General features: G+C 69.4%; 15 protein-coding genes. 8 read left to right on the top strand and 7 right to left on the bottom strand.

Features of this window, described 5'->3' with window-relative positions:
• Positions 1-80 precede the first annotated feature (80 nt).
• The 3 genes from ACQEU1_RS31085 to ACQEU1_RS31075 are packed head-to-tail and all read left to right on the top strand — an operon-like array spanning position 81 to position 2,471.
• Positions 81-446, top strand: coding sequence for a transcriptional regulator (locus ACQEU1_RS31085; RefSeq protein ID WP_433209343.1), 366 nt, complete (start codon positions 81-83; stop codon positions 444-446).
• A 1-nt stretch (position 447) separates the two neighbouring features.
• A complete protein-coding gene (locus tag ACQEU1_RS31080) occupies positions 448-1,659 on the top strand; it encodes a PPE domain-containing protein (protein WP_433209340.1) in 1,212 nt (403 codons plus the stop codon).
• Complete coding sequence (locus ACQEU1_RS31075; RefSeq protein WP_433209337.1) at positions 1,659-2,471, top strand: ESX secretion-associated protein EspG; 813 nt, start codon at positions 1,659-1,661, stop codon at positions 2,469-2,471. The genes ACQEU1_RS31080 and ACQEU1_RS31075 overlap by 1 nt, the downstream gene beginning before the upstream one ends.
• A gap of 54 nt (positions 2,472-2,525) precedes the next feature.
• Here ACQEU1_RS31075 and ACQEU1_RS31070 read toward each other — a convergent pair whose 3' ends face one another.
• Together ACQEU1_RS31070 and ACQEU1_RS31065 are read right to left on the bottom strand one after the other, a co-directional pair.
• Complete coding sequence (locus ACQEU1_RS31070; RefSeq protein ID WP_433211446.1) at positions 2,526-3,647, bottom strand: IS30 family transposase; 1,122 nt, start codon at positions 3,645-3,647, stop codon at positions 2,526-2,528.
• Positions 3,648-4,232: 585 nt separating this feature from the next.
• Positions 4,233-4,682: a gamma-glutamylcyclotransferase family protein gene (locus ACQEU1_RS31065; RefSeq protein WP_030478530.1), complete on the bottom strand. Its 450-nt coding sequence runs from the start codon at positions 4,680-4,682 to the stop codon at positions 4,233-4,235.
• Between the two features lie 110 nt (positions 4,683-4,792).
• On the opposite strand from ACQEU1_RS31065, the gene ACQEU1_RS31060 reads away from it, so the two are divergent.
• From ACQEU1_RS31060 to ACQEU1_RS31050, 3 genes are all read left to right on the top strand, one after another.
• Positions 4,793-6,196, top strand: a complete 1,404-nt coding sequence (locus ACQEU1_RS31060) for an NAD(P)H-quinone dehydrogenase (RefSeq protein ID WP_433209333.1) — start codon at positions 4,793-4,795, stop codon at positions 6,194-6,196.
• 62 nt (positions 6,197-6,258) lie between these two features.
• Positions 6,259-6,837: a hypothetical protein gene (locus ACQEU1_RS31055; protein ID WP_433209330.1), complete on the top strand. Its 579-nt coding sequence runs from the start codon at positions 6,259-6,261 to the stop codon at positions 6,835-6,837.
• 64 nt (positions 6,838-6,901) lie between these two features.
• The gene (locus ACQEU1_RS31050) at positions 6,902-7,438 is read left to right on the top strand and encodes a sortase domain-containing protein (RefSeq protein WP_433209327.1); all 537 of its coding nucleotides are present in this window, start codon (positions 6,902-6,904) and stop codon (positions 7,436-7,438) included.
• A gap of 85 nt (positions 7,439-7,523) precedes the next feature.
• Here the strand turns inward: ACQEU1_RS31050 and glpK are convergent, their stop codons facing one another.
• Positions 7,524-9,032 (bottom strand): glycerol kinase GlpK, encoded by a 1,509-nt coding sequence (glpK, locus tag ACQEU1_RS31045; RefSeq protein WP_433209324.1) that lies wholly within the window; start codon positions 9,030-9,032, stop codon positions 7,524-7,526.
• Between the two features lie 13 nt (positions 9,033-9,045).
• Positions 9,046-9,789, bottom strand: a complete 744-nt coding sequence (locus tag ACQEU1_RS31040; protein ID WP_433209321.1) for an MIP/aquaporin family protein — start codon at positions 9,787-9,789, stop codon at positions 9,046-9,048.
• A 285-nt stretch (positions 9,790-10,074) separates the two neighbouring features.
• Between ACQEU1_RS31040 and ACQEU1_RS31035 the strand changes: the two genes are divergently transcribed.
• Positions 10,075-11,784: a glycerol-3-phosphate dehydrogenase/oxidase gene (locus ACQEU1_RS31035; protein ID WP_433211880.1), complete on the top strand. Its 1,710-nt coding sequence runs from the start codon at positions 10,075-10,077 to the stop codon at positions 11,782-11,784.
• A 20-nt stretch (positions 11,785-11,804) separates the two neighbouring features.
• Positions 11,805-13,217: an alkaline phosphatase D family protein gene (locus ACQEU1_RS31030; RefSeq protein ID WP_433209318.1), complete on the top strand. Its 1,413-nt coding sequence runs from the start codon at positions 11,805-11,807 to the stop codon at positions 13,215-13,217.
• Here ACQEU1_RS31030 and ACQEU1_RS31025 read toward each other — a convergent pair.
• The 3 genes from ACQEU1_RS31025 to ACQEU1_RS31015 all read right to left on the bottom strand — a co-directional run bounded on the left by ACQEU1_RS31025 (position 13,214) and on the right by ACQEU1_RS31015 (position 16,159).
• The gene (locus ACQEU1_RS31025; RefSeq protein WP_433209315.1) at positions 13,214-14,491 is read right to left on the bottom strand and encodes a M20 family metallopeptidase; all 1,278 of its coding nucleotides are present in this window, start codon (positions 14,489-14,491) and stop codon (positions 13,214-13,216) included. The genes ACQEU1_RS31030 and ACQEU1_RS31025 overlap by 4 nt on opposite strands.
• On the bottom strand, positions 14,488-15,660 hold the full coding sequence (locus ACQEU1_RS31020) for a M20 family metallopeptidase (RefSeq protein ID WP_433209313.1): 1,173 nt from the start codon (positions 15,658-15,660) through the stop codon (positions 14,488-14,490). The genes ACQEU1_RS31025 and ACQEU1_RS31020 overlap by 4 nt, the downstream gene beginning before the upstream one ends.
• A gap of 205 nt (positions 15,661-15,865) precedes the next feature.
• Positions 15,866-16,159, bottom strand: a complete 294-nt coding sequence (locus ACQEU1_RS31015; protein WP_433209310.1) for a hypothetical protein — start codon at positions 16,157-16,159, stop codon at positions 15,866-15,868.
• Positions 16,160-16,184 lie beyond the last annotated feature (25 nt).

Genomic DNA, 16,184 nt, shown 5'->3' with positions numbered 1-16,184 from the left:
CACTGATCGCACTCCCCAGCGTTACCTTCGGTGGTTAGAGTGTCGGAGCGCTTGTAGGCACAATCGCGGGAGGTTTCACCATGCCGCCAGGGGGACGCAGCGGGGCCGACGCCTCGCCGCCGGCCGCGCACCAGCTGAACGTGGAGCCGGAGGCGATCCCCGCGCTGCGCAACACGTTCTCGGCGGCCCTGATCAAGCTGGACAAGCAGATCGAGATGGCCGTGACCGAGTTCCGCGTGCGGCCGTGGGCCGGCGACCCGGTCAGCGCCGAGGCGGCCGAGAAGTTCAACGACCGGTCGATCTCCGACGGTGACTCGGCGCTCCAGGCGCTGCTGAACTACCAGCGGCAGCTCAAGACCGCGATGGACAACCTCAACCAGATCGAGCGGCAGTACGCCGTGGTCGAGGGCGACAACACCGGCATGATGAACAAGAGCGGGTGCTGACATGGTCGACCACCGCTGGCAGGGCTACAGCCACAAAGAGCTCTACGAACGCATCCACTCCGGTCCGGGTGCCTCCGCCTCCTTCGCGTCGATGCAGCGCTGGGAAGGCGTGTCGGCCGCGTTGACGGAGATCAACGACGACCTGCACAAGGGCATCACGCTCTCCGGCGCGAAGTGGCAGGGCAAGGCCGCCGAGATCGCGCAGTCGGGCCTGAACCCCGTCGCCGCCTGGGCCGACAGCGCCCGCAGCGGCGCCGACGTGATGCGCGTCTCGGCCGAACTGCAGGCCGGGTACGTCGCGAAGGCCCGCGCCGACATGCCGAAGCCGGTCGCCGTGACCGCCGAGCAGCCCGGCGCGCTCGTCACCGGCATCACCCACCTCTTCGGTGGCCAGACCGACCACGAGAAGCAGGAGGCGGCCCAGGACGCCGCCGAGCGCCGCGCCCGTGAGGTCATGTCCACCTACGCGTCGTCCACGACGGCGAACACCTCGACGCTCGGCCAGTTCTCCCAGCCCCCGCAGCTGCAGATCAGCGGCTCCGGCGTCGCCCACGGCGGCGGTGCCCACGTCGGCACGGCGGAGGTCTGGGGCGTGGGCCCGAACGGCACCGGCCCCGGCGGCACGCGCGGCCGCACTTCGGGCACCGGCACCCGCGGCACCGCGGCGGCCCCGCCACCGCGCCCCGGCTCGACCACCGCGCCCGGCTCCACGACCCGCACGTCGGGCACCGGCACCACGGCCCCGGCCGTGAAGGGCACCTCGCACACGACGACGTCGATCGGCACCGGTGGCCCCGGCGGCACGGGAGTCGCGGGCGTCGGCCTTCCCGGCCAGCGCACCTCCAGCCGTTCGGGCTCGCACGGCTCCGAATCCGGCCCGAAGCAGATGGAGGAGGGCGCGACCGCGGCCTCCAGCGCGGCCGCGGCGGGCACCGTGATGAACGCGGGCCACGCGGCAGGCGTCTCGAACGGCGCGGGCTCGGCCATGGGCCCGATGGGCACCGTGGGCGCCCAGAACAACGACCAGGTCCACCGCCGGGCGGTCCCGATGCCCCAGTCGTTCGACCCGTTCGGCGGCATGGGCAGCGGCCGCAAGGGCGAGGAGGAAGAGGACCTGGAGCACAAGGCGGCCGACTACCTCCGCGAGCGCGACGACATCTACGGCGTGGGCAGCTACGCACTGCCCGTGATCGGGGAGAGCACGACCGACTGATGACTCTGTTCGGCTTGGACGCCGGGTCGAGCGAAACGCGCGACCCGGTGGTCATCTCCACGCTGGAGTTCGACGTCCTCTGGGACCACCTGGGCCTCGAGACGATGCCGCTCGTCCTCAAGGTCCCCTCACCGGGCAAGACGACCGACGAACGCCGCACGCTCGAAGACCAGGTCTGGCGCCAGCTGGGAGCACGGGGCCTGGGCGGCCCCCGCTCCCTGGACCCGACCCTGGAAGACCTGCTGCACGTCCTGAACCGCCCGCAACAGGAGATCGACGCCCGCATGTGGCTGCACGACCGCAGCCTCCGCCTCCTCGCCGCGGGCAAGGGCCAGGCAGGCGTCCTGGCGGTCCTGGACGGCAGCCAGCTGATCCTCCGCCCGGCAGAGGCGGACGGCCTCCCCCGCGAGGCCCTCACCGCCCTCCCGGCGGCGCCGGCAGGCGAGGGCCACTCGATCACCCTGCCGTCCGCGGACCTGGACGCGGCCGCGGCAGCCGCCACCACCCCGGAAGACCTCGAAACGGGCCTGCAGGGCCTCCTCAGGGGCAACGACGCCCACACCCTGGCCGAGATGGTGCGAGACGCCACCAACAGGGGCCAGTTCGGCGCGGCAGCGCGCGACAAGTGGGGCAAACGAATCCGCCCGGACCGCGTGGTCGCCTTCTACGACACCCCGAAGGGCCGCTACCTGCAGCTGAGGCGCGCCACCGAGGGCCAGCCGCCGTGGTCGACCATCACGCCGGTCGACTACCGCCGCCTCCACCACCACCTGGTCGAACTCCTGGCAGAAGCGACGGGCAACGGCCGCTGACCTGCAGGTTCGCACGCTGGCGCAGGGGTCCCCTCGCACGCAGGATCGGTGGGTTCAACCGGTCGTCGCAACGGTTGATGTTGGTGGGAAGAGTAGTTGGTGGAGTGCTTCGGCTGGGGTGTGCCAGCCGAGGGTTTGTCGTGGTCGGCCGTTGAGTTCGGCGGCGATGGCGGCGAGGTGTTCTGGGGTGTGAGCGGTGAGGTCTGTGCCTTTGGGGAAGTACTGGCGGAGTAGGCCGTTGGTGTTTTCGTTGCTGCCGCGTTGCCAGGGCGAGTGCGGGTCGCAGAAGTAGATGTCCAGGTCAGTGGCCAGGGTGATCTCGGCATGGCGGTTCATCTCCGAGCCCTGGTCCCATGCCAGCGAGCGCCATAGGTGTTTCGGAAGGGCGCCGATGGTGGTGATCATCGCGTCGCGGACGCTGACGGCGTCGTAGCGGGGCAGGTGCAGCAGCAGGCAGTAGCGGGTGGCGCGTTCGACCAGGGTGCCAATCGCGGATTTGTTGTTCTTACCGATGATCAGGTCGCCTTCCCAATGTCCGGGCACGGCGCGGTCGTCGGCTTCGGCGGGGCGTTCGCTGAGCATGATCATGCCGGGGATCTGGCCTCGGCCGGTCTTGCGTTCGGCGCGGTGCGGGCGACGCAACGTCCGCCCGGTCCGCAGACATGTGGCGAGTTCGCGGCGCAACGCGCCCCGGCCCTGCACATACAGCGATTGGTAGATCGTTTCGTGCGACACCCACATCTCCGGATCGTCGGGGAAGTCGATCCTCAGCCTGGCACTGATCTGGCGGGGTGAGTGCCGTCGGGTCAGCCGCCGCTGGACCTCCTCGCGCAGTCGGGAGTTGACCGCGAGCAGGGCCGGTTTCGGGCGCCGGGCCCGCTGGTCGGCCTTGGCCTGAGCTGCTCCGGCGAGATAACGCCGAGGCCGAGCGGTCCGTGAATTGCGGGCGATCTCCCGGCTGACCGTCGACACCGGCCGGCCCAGCCTGCGGCCGATCTCCCGCATCGACAGGCCCGCAGCCCGGCCCAGCGCGATCTCCTCCCGCTCCGCGAACGACAAATACCGCCCTGACACGGGTCTCGTTCCGTTGCCGCACACCCCGCCAGCCTTGACGAACCACTCCTGGCCCGTCGGCCACGACACACCCGCAGCCCGCGCAGCCGCGGTCACACCCAGACCACCCGCGACACCGGCCCAGAACCGGACCCGCACATCCCGAGACACCTTCGGAACACCCACACAACCCTCCAACCAGGAGCGTTGCAACGACCCACTGACCCCAAGCTCCCCCGCGACCCAACGTACTCGGGAGGTCTGACAGTCCGGCTGGGCGCGAGCGGCAAGGCAAGACGGCGTTGGGCAGGCGACATCGGGCAAGACGGGTCTCAAGCGAGACATGTCTCAGGCAAGACGGCGTCGGGCGCGACGGCTCTCAGGCGAGACGGGTAAGGCAAGACCGGGGCAAGGCAAGACGGGTCAAGGATGGCTTTAGGGCCTGGCGAAGCCGCAGGCGAGCCCGACCGAGCGCAAGCTCAGGGCAATGACGCAGCCGAGCCCAGGCAAGACCCAACGCAATGCCGAAGGCGAGGCGTCATTCCTGGAACGCTGTCCAAGCGGTATCGGTGACGTGCCCGCCCACTCAGCCCCAATCTCTATCGTCGCGAAGCGGCGATGAAATGACCCGGCTCGTCAAGGTCTGCACGACCACCACAAAAGGTGACGCACTCCCGCAAACCCGACCAGGCTGGAACCCCCCAGCGATCAGGGCCCGATCCCCTGACAAGGCCGTGTCCGGAGGTCGTTCACGTAGTCATCAGGCGCACCGGCAGCCTCAGCCGCATCCGCGACGACCCCGATGTACCGGGCAGAAGGCAGCCCGCCCTCGTACGCGTCCAGCACGTAGAGCCAGGCCACCACGGACCCCTCCAGGGTCTGCACGCGCAGCCTGATCTTCTTGTAGAGCCCGAGCGCGCCCTCCCACCGGTCCAGCCGCGACTCATCGCGCGGCGACACGTCGTAGAGCACGCAGAACGTCTGGTGGTCTGGCTCCTCGACGATGGTCGCGAGGGCTCCCTCCCAGCCGAGGTCCTCGCCACCGAACGTCATGCGCCAACCAACGAGCCAGCCGGTCCCCGCGAGCGGGGAGTACGGGGCTCGCTCCATCATCTGGTTCGGATCCATGTTCGACCCGTACGCGGCATAGAGCGGCACGTCCGACAGCGTAGCGGCGTGGCGATCAGCTTTCGGTACTGACGACACGGTCGATTCGGTCAACGCGTACGGTTGAGCCGCCCAACAACCCCCGTGGAAGGGAACTGATCGTGACCCGCATCGTCATCATCGGCGGCGGACCCGCAGGTTACGAAGCAGCCCTGGTCGCGGCGCAGCACGGCGCCGACGTGACCGTGGTCGAGAACGACGGGGCCGGTGGCGCGTGCGTGTTGTACGACTGCGTGCCGTCCAAGACGTTCATCGCTTCGGCGGGGGCTCGCAGTGCCTTCCGCAATGCCGGTGAGCTGGGGATTCAGACTCACAACGAGCTCGCGACGGTGGATCTGCCGGTCGTACACGGACGGGTGAAGGGGCTGGCTCTGGCGCAGTCCGCGGACGTCCGGGCGCGGCTGCAGCGGGAGGGCGTCCGGCTCCTCAACGGGCTCGCGAAGTTCTGCGACGACTCGCGCGGGCTCGCCCAGCACCGGGTCGTGGCGACGGCCGCGGACGGGACCGAGGAGGTCCTCAACGCCGATGTGGTGCTCATCGCAACCGGCGCGACCCCGCGCGTGTTGCAGGGCGCCGAGCCGGACGGCAAGCGGATTCTGACGTGGCGGCAGATCTACGACCTGCCCGAGCTGCCGGAACACCTCGCAGTGATCGGCTCCGGTGTCACCGGTGTCGAGTTCGCGAGCGCCTACACCGAGATGGGCGTGAAGGTGACGATGGTCTCCAGCCGGGACCGAGTCCTGCCGCACGAGGACGCCGACGCGGCCGCCGTGCTGGAGGACGTGTTCGCCGAGCGCGGCACCGCCGTCGTCAAGCACGCGCGGGCCGACCGGGTCGAGAACACCGGCGACGGCGTCGTGATCCACCTGGAGGACGGTCGCACGATCGAGGCGTCGCACGCCCTGATGACCGTCGGTTCGGTGCCGAACACGAGCGACATCGGCCTGGACAAGATCGGCATCGACCTCGGGCGCGGCGGCTACATCCCCGTCGACCGGGTCAGCCGCACGAACGTGAGCGGCGTCTACGCGGCGGGTGACTGCACGGGCGTGCTGCTGCTCGCCTCGGTCGCCGCCATGCAGGGGCGCATCGCGATGTGGCACGCGCTGGGCGAGGGCGTCAGCCCGATCAAGCTCAAGACCGTCGCCGCGAACGTCTTCACCAACCCGGAGATCGCGAGCGTCGGCATCAGCCAGCAGGCGATCGACTCCGGCGAGGTGCCGGCGCGCACGATCATGCTGCCGCTCGCCACGAACCCCCGCGCCAAGATGGAGGGGCTGCGCCGCGGTTTCGTGAAGCTCTTCTGCCGCCCGGCGACCGGTGTGGTCATCGGCGGTGTCGTGGTGGCGCCGAACGCCTCCGAGCTCATCCTCCCGATCGCGCTCGCCGTGCAGAACCAGCTGACCGTCGAGCACCTCGCGACGACGTTCTCGGTCTACCCGTCGCTGTCCGGCTCGATCACCGAGGCCGGCCGCCAGCTGATGCGGCACGACGACCTCGACTGACGACGGCAACCTCCCCCGGGGCTCGTGCGTGTCCTGAGCACAACGACCCTGGGGAGGACGTCGTGAAGAGGAAGATCGCAGCGCTGCTGGCCGCGCTCAGCCTGCTCGTGGCCGTACCGGCCACCGCACAGGCGCAGAACGACGTGATCCTGAGCGTGCACGTCCTGGGCCCGACCGTCGACACCACGGTGAGCGTGTCGCTGCTCCACTGCAACACGCCCACCACCGCCACATCACCCGGCTTCGTCGCTCCCGTGAGGCTGGAACCCGACGAGTTCGGTGTCACCGGCACCGTCCAGGTGGTCTCCTGGGCGGGCGGCTACACCGCGACGGCGGAGTGCGACGGCAGGACCTACTCGGCCCAGTTCGTCGTGCGGTACCCGTCGCTGAACGAGTGGAGCCTCGAACCGGTCGTCGACCCTGGCGGGGACGTCTACTCCAGGCTCTTCCCGTACGCATGCGCCTACCAGGGTGCCATCACCTCGCCCGGTTTCTCCGAACCGCTCATCCTGCAGCGCACCAGCCGTCCCTGGGTCGAGGGCACCGTCAAGGCGGTCACGACGCCGGGGACCTACCGGGCCTACCTGTTCTGCGAGGGCAAGTGGAGGCCCTACAACAAGCTGTTCACGGTGCGGGGATGAACCGGTTTTCGATCAGTCTTGATTGGACGCGCAACTAAGCCACCACATGTGCGTCAATGAAGACGTGGGGACTCGTGTCTTGATCGCGGTGCTGTGCGTGGCACTGGCCACAGCCTGTTCGCAGGCGCCCGCACCGAAGCCGTCGGCGGCGACGAGCGAAGCCGCTCCGCCGCCGGTGGTGTCACCTCTCGGCGACTCCGATCCGATGGAGCTGCGGATCGAGCGGATCGGTGTGCGGTCGTCGCTCGTCGCACTCGGCCTCGACCACCTGGGCGTCGTGCAGATGCCGCCCGCCAACGAGGGCATGCAGGCCGGCTGGTACCAGACGCAACCGCAGCAGTGGATCATCGTGGGCCGGATCGAGAGCAACAAGGCCAGAGGTGTTTTCTTCCGCCTCAACGACCTCGGGGAGGGCGACCTGCTCGAAGTGTCCAAGAAGGACGGTTCGGTCGCCCGCTTCACAGTGGCGCGCACCGAGAGGATCATCCGCGACGACTTCTTCGCCGAAGCCGTCGCGCGGGACAAGGACGAGCCGGGGCTGCGGCTGATCACGTGTGGCACGCGCGACAACGTGATCATTCATGCCGTTGCTTCGTCCTGATTCGGCGAAGCCCGATCAGGACGAAGCAACGGCCGGATCTTCCAGGAGTCAGCACAGCCCCGGCTCAGTAGCGAGGAAGCGAAACTCAGTCCTCGACCCAGTCGAAGGTCTTGGACACGGCCTTCTTCCAGTTCGCGTACTCCGAAGCACGGCGGGAGTCGTCCATCTGCGGCTCCCACTGCTTGTCCTGCGCCCAGTTGTCGCGGATGTCGTCCTCGGTCTTCCAGAACCCGACCGCGAGCCCGGCCGCGTAGGCAGCGCCCAGAGCCGTCGTCTCGTTGACGACGGGCCGGATCACCGGAACGCCCAGGATGTCCGCCTGGAACTGCATCAGCAGCTCGTTCACGACCATGCCGCCGTCGACCTTCAACGCCGTCAGGTCGACGCCCGAGTCGGCGTTCATCGCGTCGAGCACCTCCCGCGTCTGGAACGCGGTCGCCTCCAGCACGGCCCGCGCGAGGTGCCCCTTGTTGACGAACCGCGTCAGCCCGACGATCGCGCCGCGGGCGTCAGAACGCCAGTAGGGCGCGAACAACCCGGAGAACGCCGGCACGAAGTACGCACCGCCGTTGTCCTCGACGGACCGCGCGTGCTCCTCGATCTCGGCCGCGGACCCGATCATGCCGAGGTTGTCGCGCAACCACTGCACCAGCGAGCCGGTGACCGCGATCGAGCCTTCCAGCGCGTACACCGGAGCGGCGTCACCGATCTTGTAGCAGACGGTGGTGAGCAACCCGTTCTCGCTCATCACCTTCTCGGTGCCGGTGTTCAGCAGCATGAAGTTGCCGGTGCCGTAGGTGTTCTTGGCTTCACCGGGCGACAGGCAGGCCTGCCCGAACGTCGCCGCCTGCTGGTCGCCCAGGATGCCCGCGATCGGCACTCCGGCGAGCGCACCGCGTTCCCGCACCTGGCCGTAGACCTCGGACGACGACCGGATCTCCGGCAGCATCGACATCGGGATGCCCATGTCGGAGGCGATCGACGAGTCCCACTGCAACGTGTCGAGGTCCATCAGCATGGTGCGCGAGGCGTTCGTCGGGTCGGTGACGTGCACGCCGCCGTCCGTCCCGCCGGTCATGTTCCACAGCACCCACGTGTCCATGTTGCCGAACAGCAGGTCGCCCGCCTCGGCGCGTTCACGGGCGCCCTCGACGTTGTCCAGGATCCAGCGGACCTTGGGACCGGAGAAGTAGGTCGCGAGCGGCAGACCGACCTTCGCCCGGTACCGCTCCTGCCCACCGCCGAGCGCGCCCAGCTCCTGAACGATCTTGTCCGTGCGGGTGTCCTGCCACACGATGGCGTTGTAGACGGGCTCGCCGGTGTTCTTGTCCCACACCACGGCGGTCTCGCGCTGGTTGGTGATGCCCACCGCGACGATGTCCGAAGTGGACAGATCGGCCTTCGCGAGCGCACCGGCGGCGACCTGGCGGGTGTTCTGCCAGACCTCGGCGGGGTCGTGCTCGACCCAGCCCGCGCGGGGGAAGATCTGCTCGTGCTCCTTCTGGTCGACCGACACCACCCGCCCGGAGTGGTCGAAGATCATGCAGCGGGTCGACGTGGTGCCCTGGTCGATCGCGGCCACGTACTGGGTCATGCGAGAAGTCCTTTCAGACCGGGAGAACCAGGAAGAGCAACGCGGCGAGCGCGCCACCCAGGAACGGGCCGGCGACGGGGATCCACGAGTAGCCCCAGTTCGCGTTGCCCTTGTTGCGGATCGGCATCATGAACGCGTAGGCGATGCGCGGACCGAGGTCGCGCGCCGGGTTGATGGCGTAGCCGGTCGGGCCACCGAGCGAGGTACCGATCACCAGGACGACGAACGCGACACCCGCGTAGCCGAGCGCCGAGTTGCCGAACTGCGGCACGCCGTCGACGGACTCCTTGGCCCCCGGCGACAACAGGATCCACAGGACGAGGACGAACGTGCCGATGACCTCGGAGACGAGGTTCCACGGCACGCTGGGCACGGTCGGCCCGGTGGAGAAGATGCCGAGGGTGTTCTGCGGTTCGTCGTGCGTGTCGAACTGCATCTTGTAGGTGGCCCAGCAGAGCATCGCGCCGATGATGGCGCCGACCATCTGTCCGAGGATGTACACGGGAACGTCGGCCCACGGCGTCTTGTCCGCGATGGCGAGGCCGAGGGTGACGGCGGGGTTGAGGTGCGCCCCGCTGGGGGCGGCGATGCTGGCGCCGGCGAAGACCGCGAAGGCCCAGCCGACGTTGACGAACAGAAATCCCGTGCTGTTGCCGAGCGTGTCCTTGAGCACTTGGTTCGCGACGACACCGGTGCCCAGGAGGATGAGGATCGCGGTCCCCACCATCTCCCAGACGAAGATCGAGCCTGCGCTCATCGTCGACCTCCACTCGTTTGCGGCCGAGGTGGACGCGCAAACCCGAGGTCAGGGCCGCGTCGCCCGCCTGCATCGTGCTCGGACGCTATCCCCGAGCTGATCACTTGTCTACGCCATCTACCTGCACTCGGGCCATTTGAGGGCCGTTGGACACTGCCCGTCGCGCCCGTGGGCGAACGACGGTTCGTGCAGGTAACGTGATCCGCGAGTCGTCACAGGGAGGCGCCTGTCGTGGCCACGCGAAAGAGCTCACCGGCAACACCGAACGTCCCCAGCGCTCCGCCGATCACCGGCAGGCTGGGCCCGGCCGAACGCGAGGAGTCGTGGCAACGCCTCGGCGCCGAGACGTTCGACCTCGTGGTGGTCGGCGGTGGTGTCGTCGGCGTCGGCGCGGCGCTCGACGCGGCCACCCGCGGCCTGCGGGTCGCCCTCGTCGAGGCACGTGACCTGGCGTCCGGCACGTCGAGCAGGTCGAGCAAGCTCTTCCACGGCGGCCTGCGCTACCTGGAGCAGCTGGAGTTCGGTCTGGTCCGCGAGGCGTTGCGGGAACGCGAGCTCATGCTCACCCGGATCGCGCCGCACCTGGTGAAGCCCGTCGCGTTCCTCTACCCGCTGTCGAACCGGGTCTGGGAACGCCCGTACACGGCGGCCGGGCTGTTCCTCTACGACACGATGGGCGGCGCCCGGTCCGTGCCGGGGCAGAAGCACCTCACGAAGGCGGGCGCGCTGCGGCTCGTGCCGGCGTTGAAGCGCGACGCGCTGATCGGCGGAATCCGTTACTACGACGCGCAAGCGGACGACGCGCGGCACACGATGATGGTCGGCCGCACGGCCGCCCACTACGGCGCCGTCGTGCGCACGTCGACGCAGGTGGTCGGCTTCCTGCGGGAGGCGGACCGGGTGTCCGGCGTGCGGGTGCGCGACGTCGAGGACGGCCGCGAGGTCGACGTGCGGGCGCACGCGGTGATCAACGCGACCGGCGTGTGGACCGACGAGCTGCAACGGCTTTCGGGCTCGCGCGGCCGGTTCCGGGTGCGGGCGTCGAAGGGCGTGCACATCGTCGTGGCGCGCGACCGGATCGTCGCCGAGGCCGGCATGATCCTGCGCACCGAGAAGTCCGTGCTGTTCGTGATCCCGTGGCGCAACCACTGGATCGTCGGCACCACCGACACGGACTGGAACCTCGACCTGGCGCACCCCGCGGCCACCAAGCACGACATCGACTACATCCTCGAGCACGTCAACTCGGTCCTCGCGACGCCGTTGACCCACGACGACATCGAGGGCGTCTACGCGGGCCTGCGGCCGTTGCTCGCGGGCGAGTCCGACTCGACCTCGAAGCTCTCGCGCGAACACGCGGTGGCTCGCGTCGCGCCGGGCCTGGTCGCCATCGCGGGCGGCAAGTACACGACGTACCGGGTGATGGGCGCGGACGCGGTGGACGCGGCGCACGTCGACCTGCCCGGCCGGATCCAGCCGTCCATCACGGACAAGGTGCCGCTGGTCGGCGCCGACGGCTACCACGCGCTGGTCAACCAGGCCGACCAGTTGGCCGCCAAGCACGGCCTGCACCCGTACCGCGTCCGGCACCTGCTCGACCGCTACGGCTCGCTGGTGCACGAGGTGCTGTCGCTGGCCGCCGAGAACCCCGAACTGCTCAAGCCGATCCCGGCCTCCCCCGACTACCTCCAGGTGGAGGCGGTGTACGCGGTCTCGCACGAGGGCGCGATGCACCTGGAGGACGTGCTGACCAGGCGCACCCGCATCTCCATCGAGTACGCCCACCGCGGCGTCGACTCGGCGGAGGCGGTGGCGAGGCTGGTCGCGCCGGTCCTCGGCTGGGACGAGGACGCGATCAAGCGCGAGGTCGAGGTCTACAACGCGCGCGTCGAGGCCGAACGCACCTCGCAGACCAAGCCGGACGACCAGGCGGCGGACGCCGTGCGGGCGGCGGCTCCGGAGGCACGTCCCCAGTTGACCGAACCGGTGAGCTGATCTCCGGCATGCTGTGAGGCATGACTGGGGTTGGCAGAAGAACTTTCCTGGTGGGTGCGGCCGTGGCCGGTGCCGCGACGACCGGCACCGCCCGCGCCGCCGCGCCCGCCGTGTTCGAGCACGGCGTCGCGTCCGGTGACCCGTTGCCCGACGGCGTCCTGCTGTGGACGAGGGTGGTGACGCCGGCCGCGATCCGCTGGGAGGTCGCCGCCGACGAGCGGTTCCTCCACGTGGTGAAGCGCGGCGTCACGCGCACGTCCGCGGCCCGCGACCACACGGTGAAAGTCGAGGTGCACGGCCTGCGCCCGAACCACCGCTACTGGTACCGGTTCCGCGTCGGCAACGTCGTCTCGCCGGTGGGCAGGACCAAGACGGCGGGCTGCGGGTCCGAGCTGAACTTCGGCGTCACGTCCTGCGCGAACTGGCAGGCCGGGCACTTCGCGGGTTACGGGCACCTGGCCCGGCAGGACCTCGACGCGGTGATCCACCTCGGCGACTACATCTACGAGAACCTCGACGGCACGGTCCGGGCGCACGTGCCGACGCACCGGTGCGTCACGCTCGACGACTACCGGCAGCGGCACGCGCAGTACAAGACGGACCAGCACGTGCAGGCCCTGCACGCCGCGCACGCCATGATCGCCACCTGGGACGACCACGAATCGGCCGACAACTCGTCCAGCATCGGCTCACCGCAGCACGACCCGGCCACCGAGGGCCCGTGGGGTGCGCGGCTGGCCGCCGCGACGCAGGCCTACTTCGAGTGGATGCCGGTGCGCGAGGGCAGGCTCGACCGCACGTTCCGCTTCGGCGACCTGGCGACGCTGACGATGCTCGACCTGCGCTCGTACCGGACCGACACGACAATCCTCGGCGCGGCCCAGCGCGACCGGCTGATCAGCACGCTGAGCACCGACGGCGCGCGCTGGCAGCTCGTCGGGAACTCGGTGATGATCAGCCCGCTGAAGGTGCCGCCGCTGCCGGGCCTGCCGCCGGCGAACCCCGACCAGTGGGACGGCTTCCCGGTCGACCGCGAGCTGGTGCTGAGGTCGTTGGGAGAGCGGAAGAACACCGTGTTCCTGACCGGTGACATCCACAGCTCGTGGGCGAACGAGGTACCGCTCGGCGGTCAGCCGGTGGCCACCGAGTACGTCGTCACGTCACTGACCTCCGACAACTTCGACGACCTGCTGAAGGTGCCGCCGCGTACCGCGTCGTTGCAGGTGGAGGCCGCGTTCCAGGCGTTGAACCCGCACGTGAAGTTCGTCGAGCTGGACTCGCACGGCGTGTCGACGCTGCGCGTGACGGCCGACGAGGTGCGGTTCGACTGGCACTACGTGGTGGACAAACGGGACCCGGACAGCGCTGTGGCGCGTGCGCAGTCGTTCCGCACGCGCCACAACACTGCTCAGACCGAAAGGGTTCCGCTTTAGGCGAGAGCGGCCAGCGCGGTGTGCACCATCACGCGGACGCCGACGAGGAGCGCGCGCTCGTCGAGGTCGAACGTGGGCTGGTGCAGATCGCGCTGCTTCTCCTGGCCGTTCCACACGCCGAGGCGCGCGAACGAGCCGGGCACGTGCTCCAGGTACCAGCCGAAGTCCTCACCACCGGACGACTGCTCGGTGCCTGCGAGCGCGTCGTCGCCCAGTGCGGCCTCGATGCCGGCGCGCAGGATCTGGGTCGACTCGCGGTCGTTGACCACCGGCGGCACGCCGCGGCGGTGGTGCAGGTCGAAACCGACGCCCGTGGGGGCCAGCAGGCCCGTGACGAGGTCCTTGACCAGGGGCTCCAGCTCGGCCCAGATGTCGCGGTCGCCGGTGCGCAGCGTGCCGCGCACCAGGCCGTCCTGCGGGACGGCGTTCGGCGCCTCGCCCGCGTGCACCGCGCCCCACACCAGGACGGTGCCGGAGCGGGGGTCGACGCGGCGCGACAGCATCGTCGGCAGGCCGGTGATGACCGTGCCGAGGGCGTGCACCAGGTCCGCGGTGAGGTGCGGGCGCGAGGTGTGGCCACCGGGCGACGAGAGGCGCAGCTCCAGCAGGTCGGAGGCCGACGTGATGGCGCCGATGCGCGTGCCGATGCGGCCGACCTGCAGCCGCGGGTCGCAGTGCAGGCCGAAGATCCGCTCCACGCCGTCGAGGCCGCCCGCGGCGAGCACGTCGAGCGCACCGCCCGGCATGACCTCCTCCGCAGGCTGGAAGACCAGCCGGATGCGGCCCGGCAGCTCCGTCGCGGACGCGAGCGCCAGCGCGGTGCCGAGCAGGACCGTCGTGTGGGCGTCGTGACCGCACGCGTGCGACACACCGTCCACAGTGGATCCGAACGGCAGGCCGGTGTTCTCGTGCAGCGGCAGGGCGTCCATGTCCGCGCGGAGTGCCACGCAGCGGGGGCCGTGGCCGATGTCGCAGATCAGGCCGGTGCCGCCGGGGAGGATGCGCGGCTTGAGGCCGACCTCGCGCAGCAGCTTCGCCACGAGCTCGGTGGTGTTGTACTCGCGCCGGGAGAGCTCCGGGTTGGCGTGGATGTGCCTGCGCCAGGCGACGACGTCGGCGGCGTGCGCCTTCAGCCAGTCGTCCAGCCAGGCGGGGCCACGGCCTTCTCCGAGATCATCCACAGGAGACATGCTCACCCCGGTGGGGTCGACGAGCATCTCAGGGGACGTCTTCACAGTTGAGGGACCCGAAGGCCGGGAGTCCAGAACCGTCATGCCGCACCTCCGCGGGCCAGCAGCCGTGCTCGCTGCCGGGAATCGGTGGCTGTCGCGATCGTCGTCCAAGCCATGGCAAGTGCTCCGTCGAGGAGCGCACGGTCGGCCGACGCCGAGGCACAGGCGGTCGCGAACTCTTGTTGGTGGTTCACCGCGTCTCCGCAGTCGATGGCGATGGTCGGGTGGATGGCGGGCAACACTCTGGTGACGTTGCCCATGTCGGTGCTCCCGATCTTCTCCCGCTGTTCCTGTTCCGGCGAGAGCGGTCGTCTGCCCAGCTCGGTGGCCGCACGCCGGTAGGCGTCCGCGAGCCACGGGTCGGGAGTCAACTCGGCGTAGATCGGTGAGACCTGCACCACCTCATGGGTGCAGCCGGTCGCCAGCGCGCCGGCTGAGAAGCAGTCCCGAATACGGTTCTCCAGGCGCTGCAACGATTCCAGGTTTTCCGCCCTCACGTCGAACATCGCCGACGCGCGGGCGGGTATTACGTTCGGCACGGTACCGCCGTTGGTGACGATCCCGCTCACCATCTGGCCGGGCTCGAAGTGCTGGCGCAGCAGGCTGATCGACATCTGCGCGATCGTCACCGCGTCCGCGGCGTTGACACCGCGGTGCGGAGCGGCCGCCGCGTGCGACGGCTTGCCCTGGTAGTGCACTTCCAGGTCCGTGATGGCCAGCGACTTCGCGGCACACGACTCGTACGGCGCGGGGTGCACCATCATCGAGAGCGAGACGTCGTCGAACACGCCCCGTTCCAGCATGAGCACCTTGCCGCCGCCGACCTCTTCCGCAGGGGTGCCGATCACCTTGACGGTGACACCCAGCTGGTCGGCGACGTCACGCAGAGCGAACGCCGCGCCGACCGAAGCGGCGGCGATGACGTTGTGCCCGCACGCGTGCCCGACCTCGGGCAGCGCGTCGTACTCGGCGCACAGACCCAGGACGAGCTCGCCGCTGCCGAACGTGGCGACGAACGCGGTGTCCAGGTCAGCGACCCCGCGCTCGACCTCGAAACCCTCTTTGACCAGCAAAGAGGCGATCTTCTCGACGCTGCGGTGCTCCTCGAAGGCGAGCTCCGGCTCGGCGTGGATCGAGTGCGACAGGTCCAGCAGCGCGTCGGAGTACCGCTCGACGGTCGAGCGTGTGCTGATCTTCAAGTCGGTACCCATTGGCCACCATCCTGCATCACCACTTGACGGACGCGGCGCGCTGATGATGATCAACCGGACGGCCGGTCGCAGCGCTGCGCCGAGCGGCGAGCGAGTTTCGGTCTGACCGATCAACGATGACGCAAATGGTCGAGAGACACGCTTAATTTTGACTATCACGTCCCACCATCTGGGACGAGTCGTCTCACCTCGAATGACGCGCGACCTATCCCTTCTTGGCCGCGCGCTCCTTGCGCCACTTCACCCAGCGCTTCTTGTTGCGCCAGTAGACCAGCGCGAACAGGACGACGGCGATGCCGCCCATCCACAGCTTGCGCTTGGTCTCCTCACGAGCTTCAGGCGACGGCTCCTGCGGCGCGTTCACGTCGGGCGCCGGGTTGACAGTCGTCTGCCGAGCGGCCGCGACAGGCGCGTTCGCCGCCTCTTGCGCGGACGCCACTCCGGCGATCCCGAGAACGCTCATCAGCGAGAACACGCAGGCCAGCAGCAACCTCGACATGGCCTGAACTCTACCTCGAATACCA

This window comes from Lentzea sp. CA-135723 (assembly GCF_050936595.1).
Taxonomy (GTDB): Bacteria; Actinomycetota; Actinomycetes; order Mycobacteriales; family Pseudonocardiaceae; genus Lentzea.
Note: the sequence above shows the minus strand (reverse complement) of the source record. Positions and strands in the feature narration are given on the sequence as shown.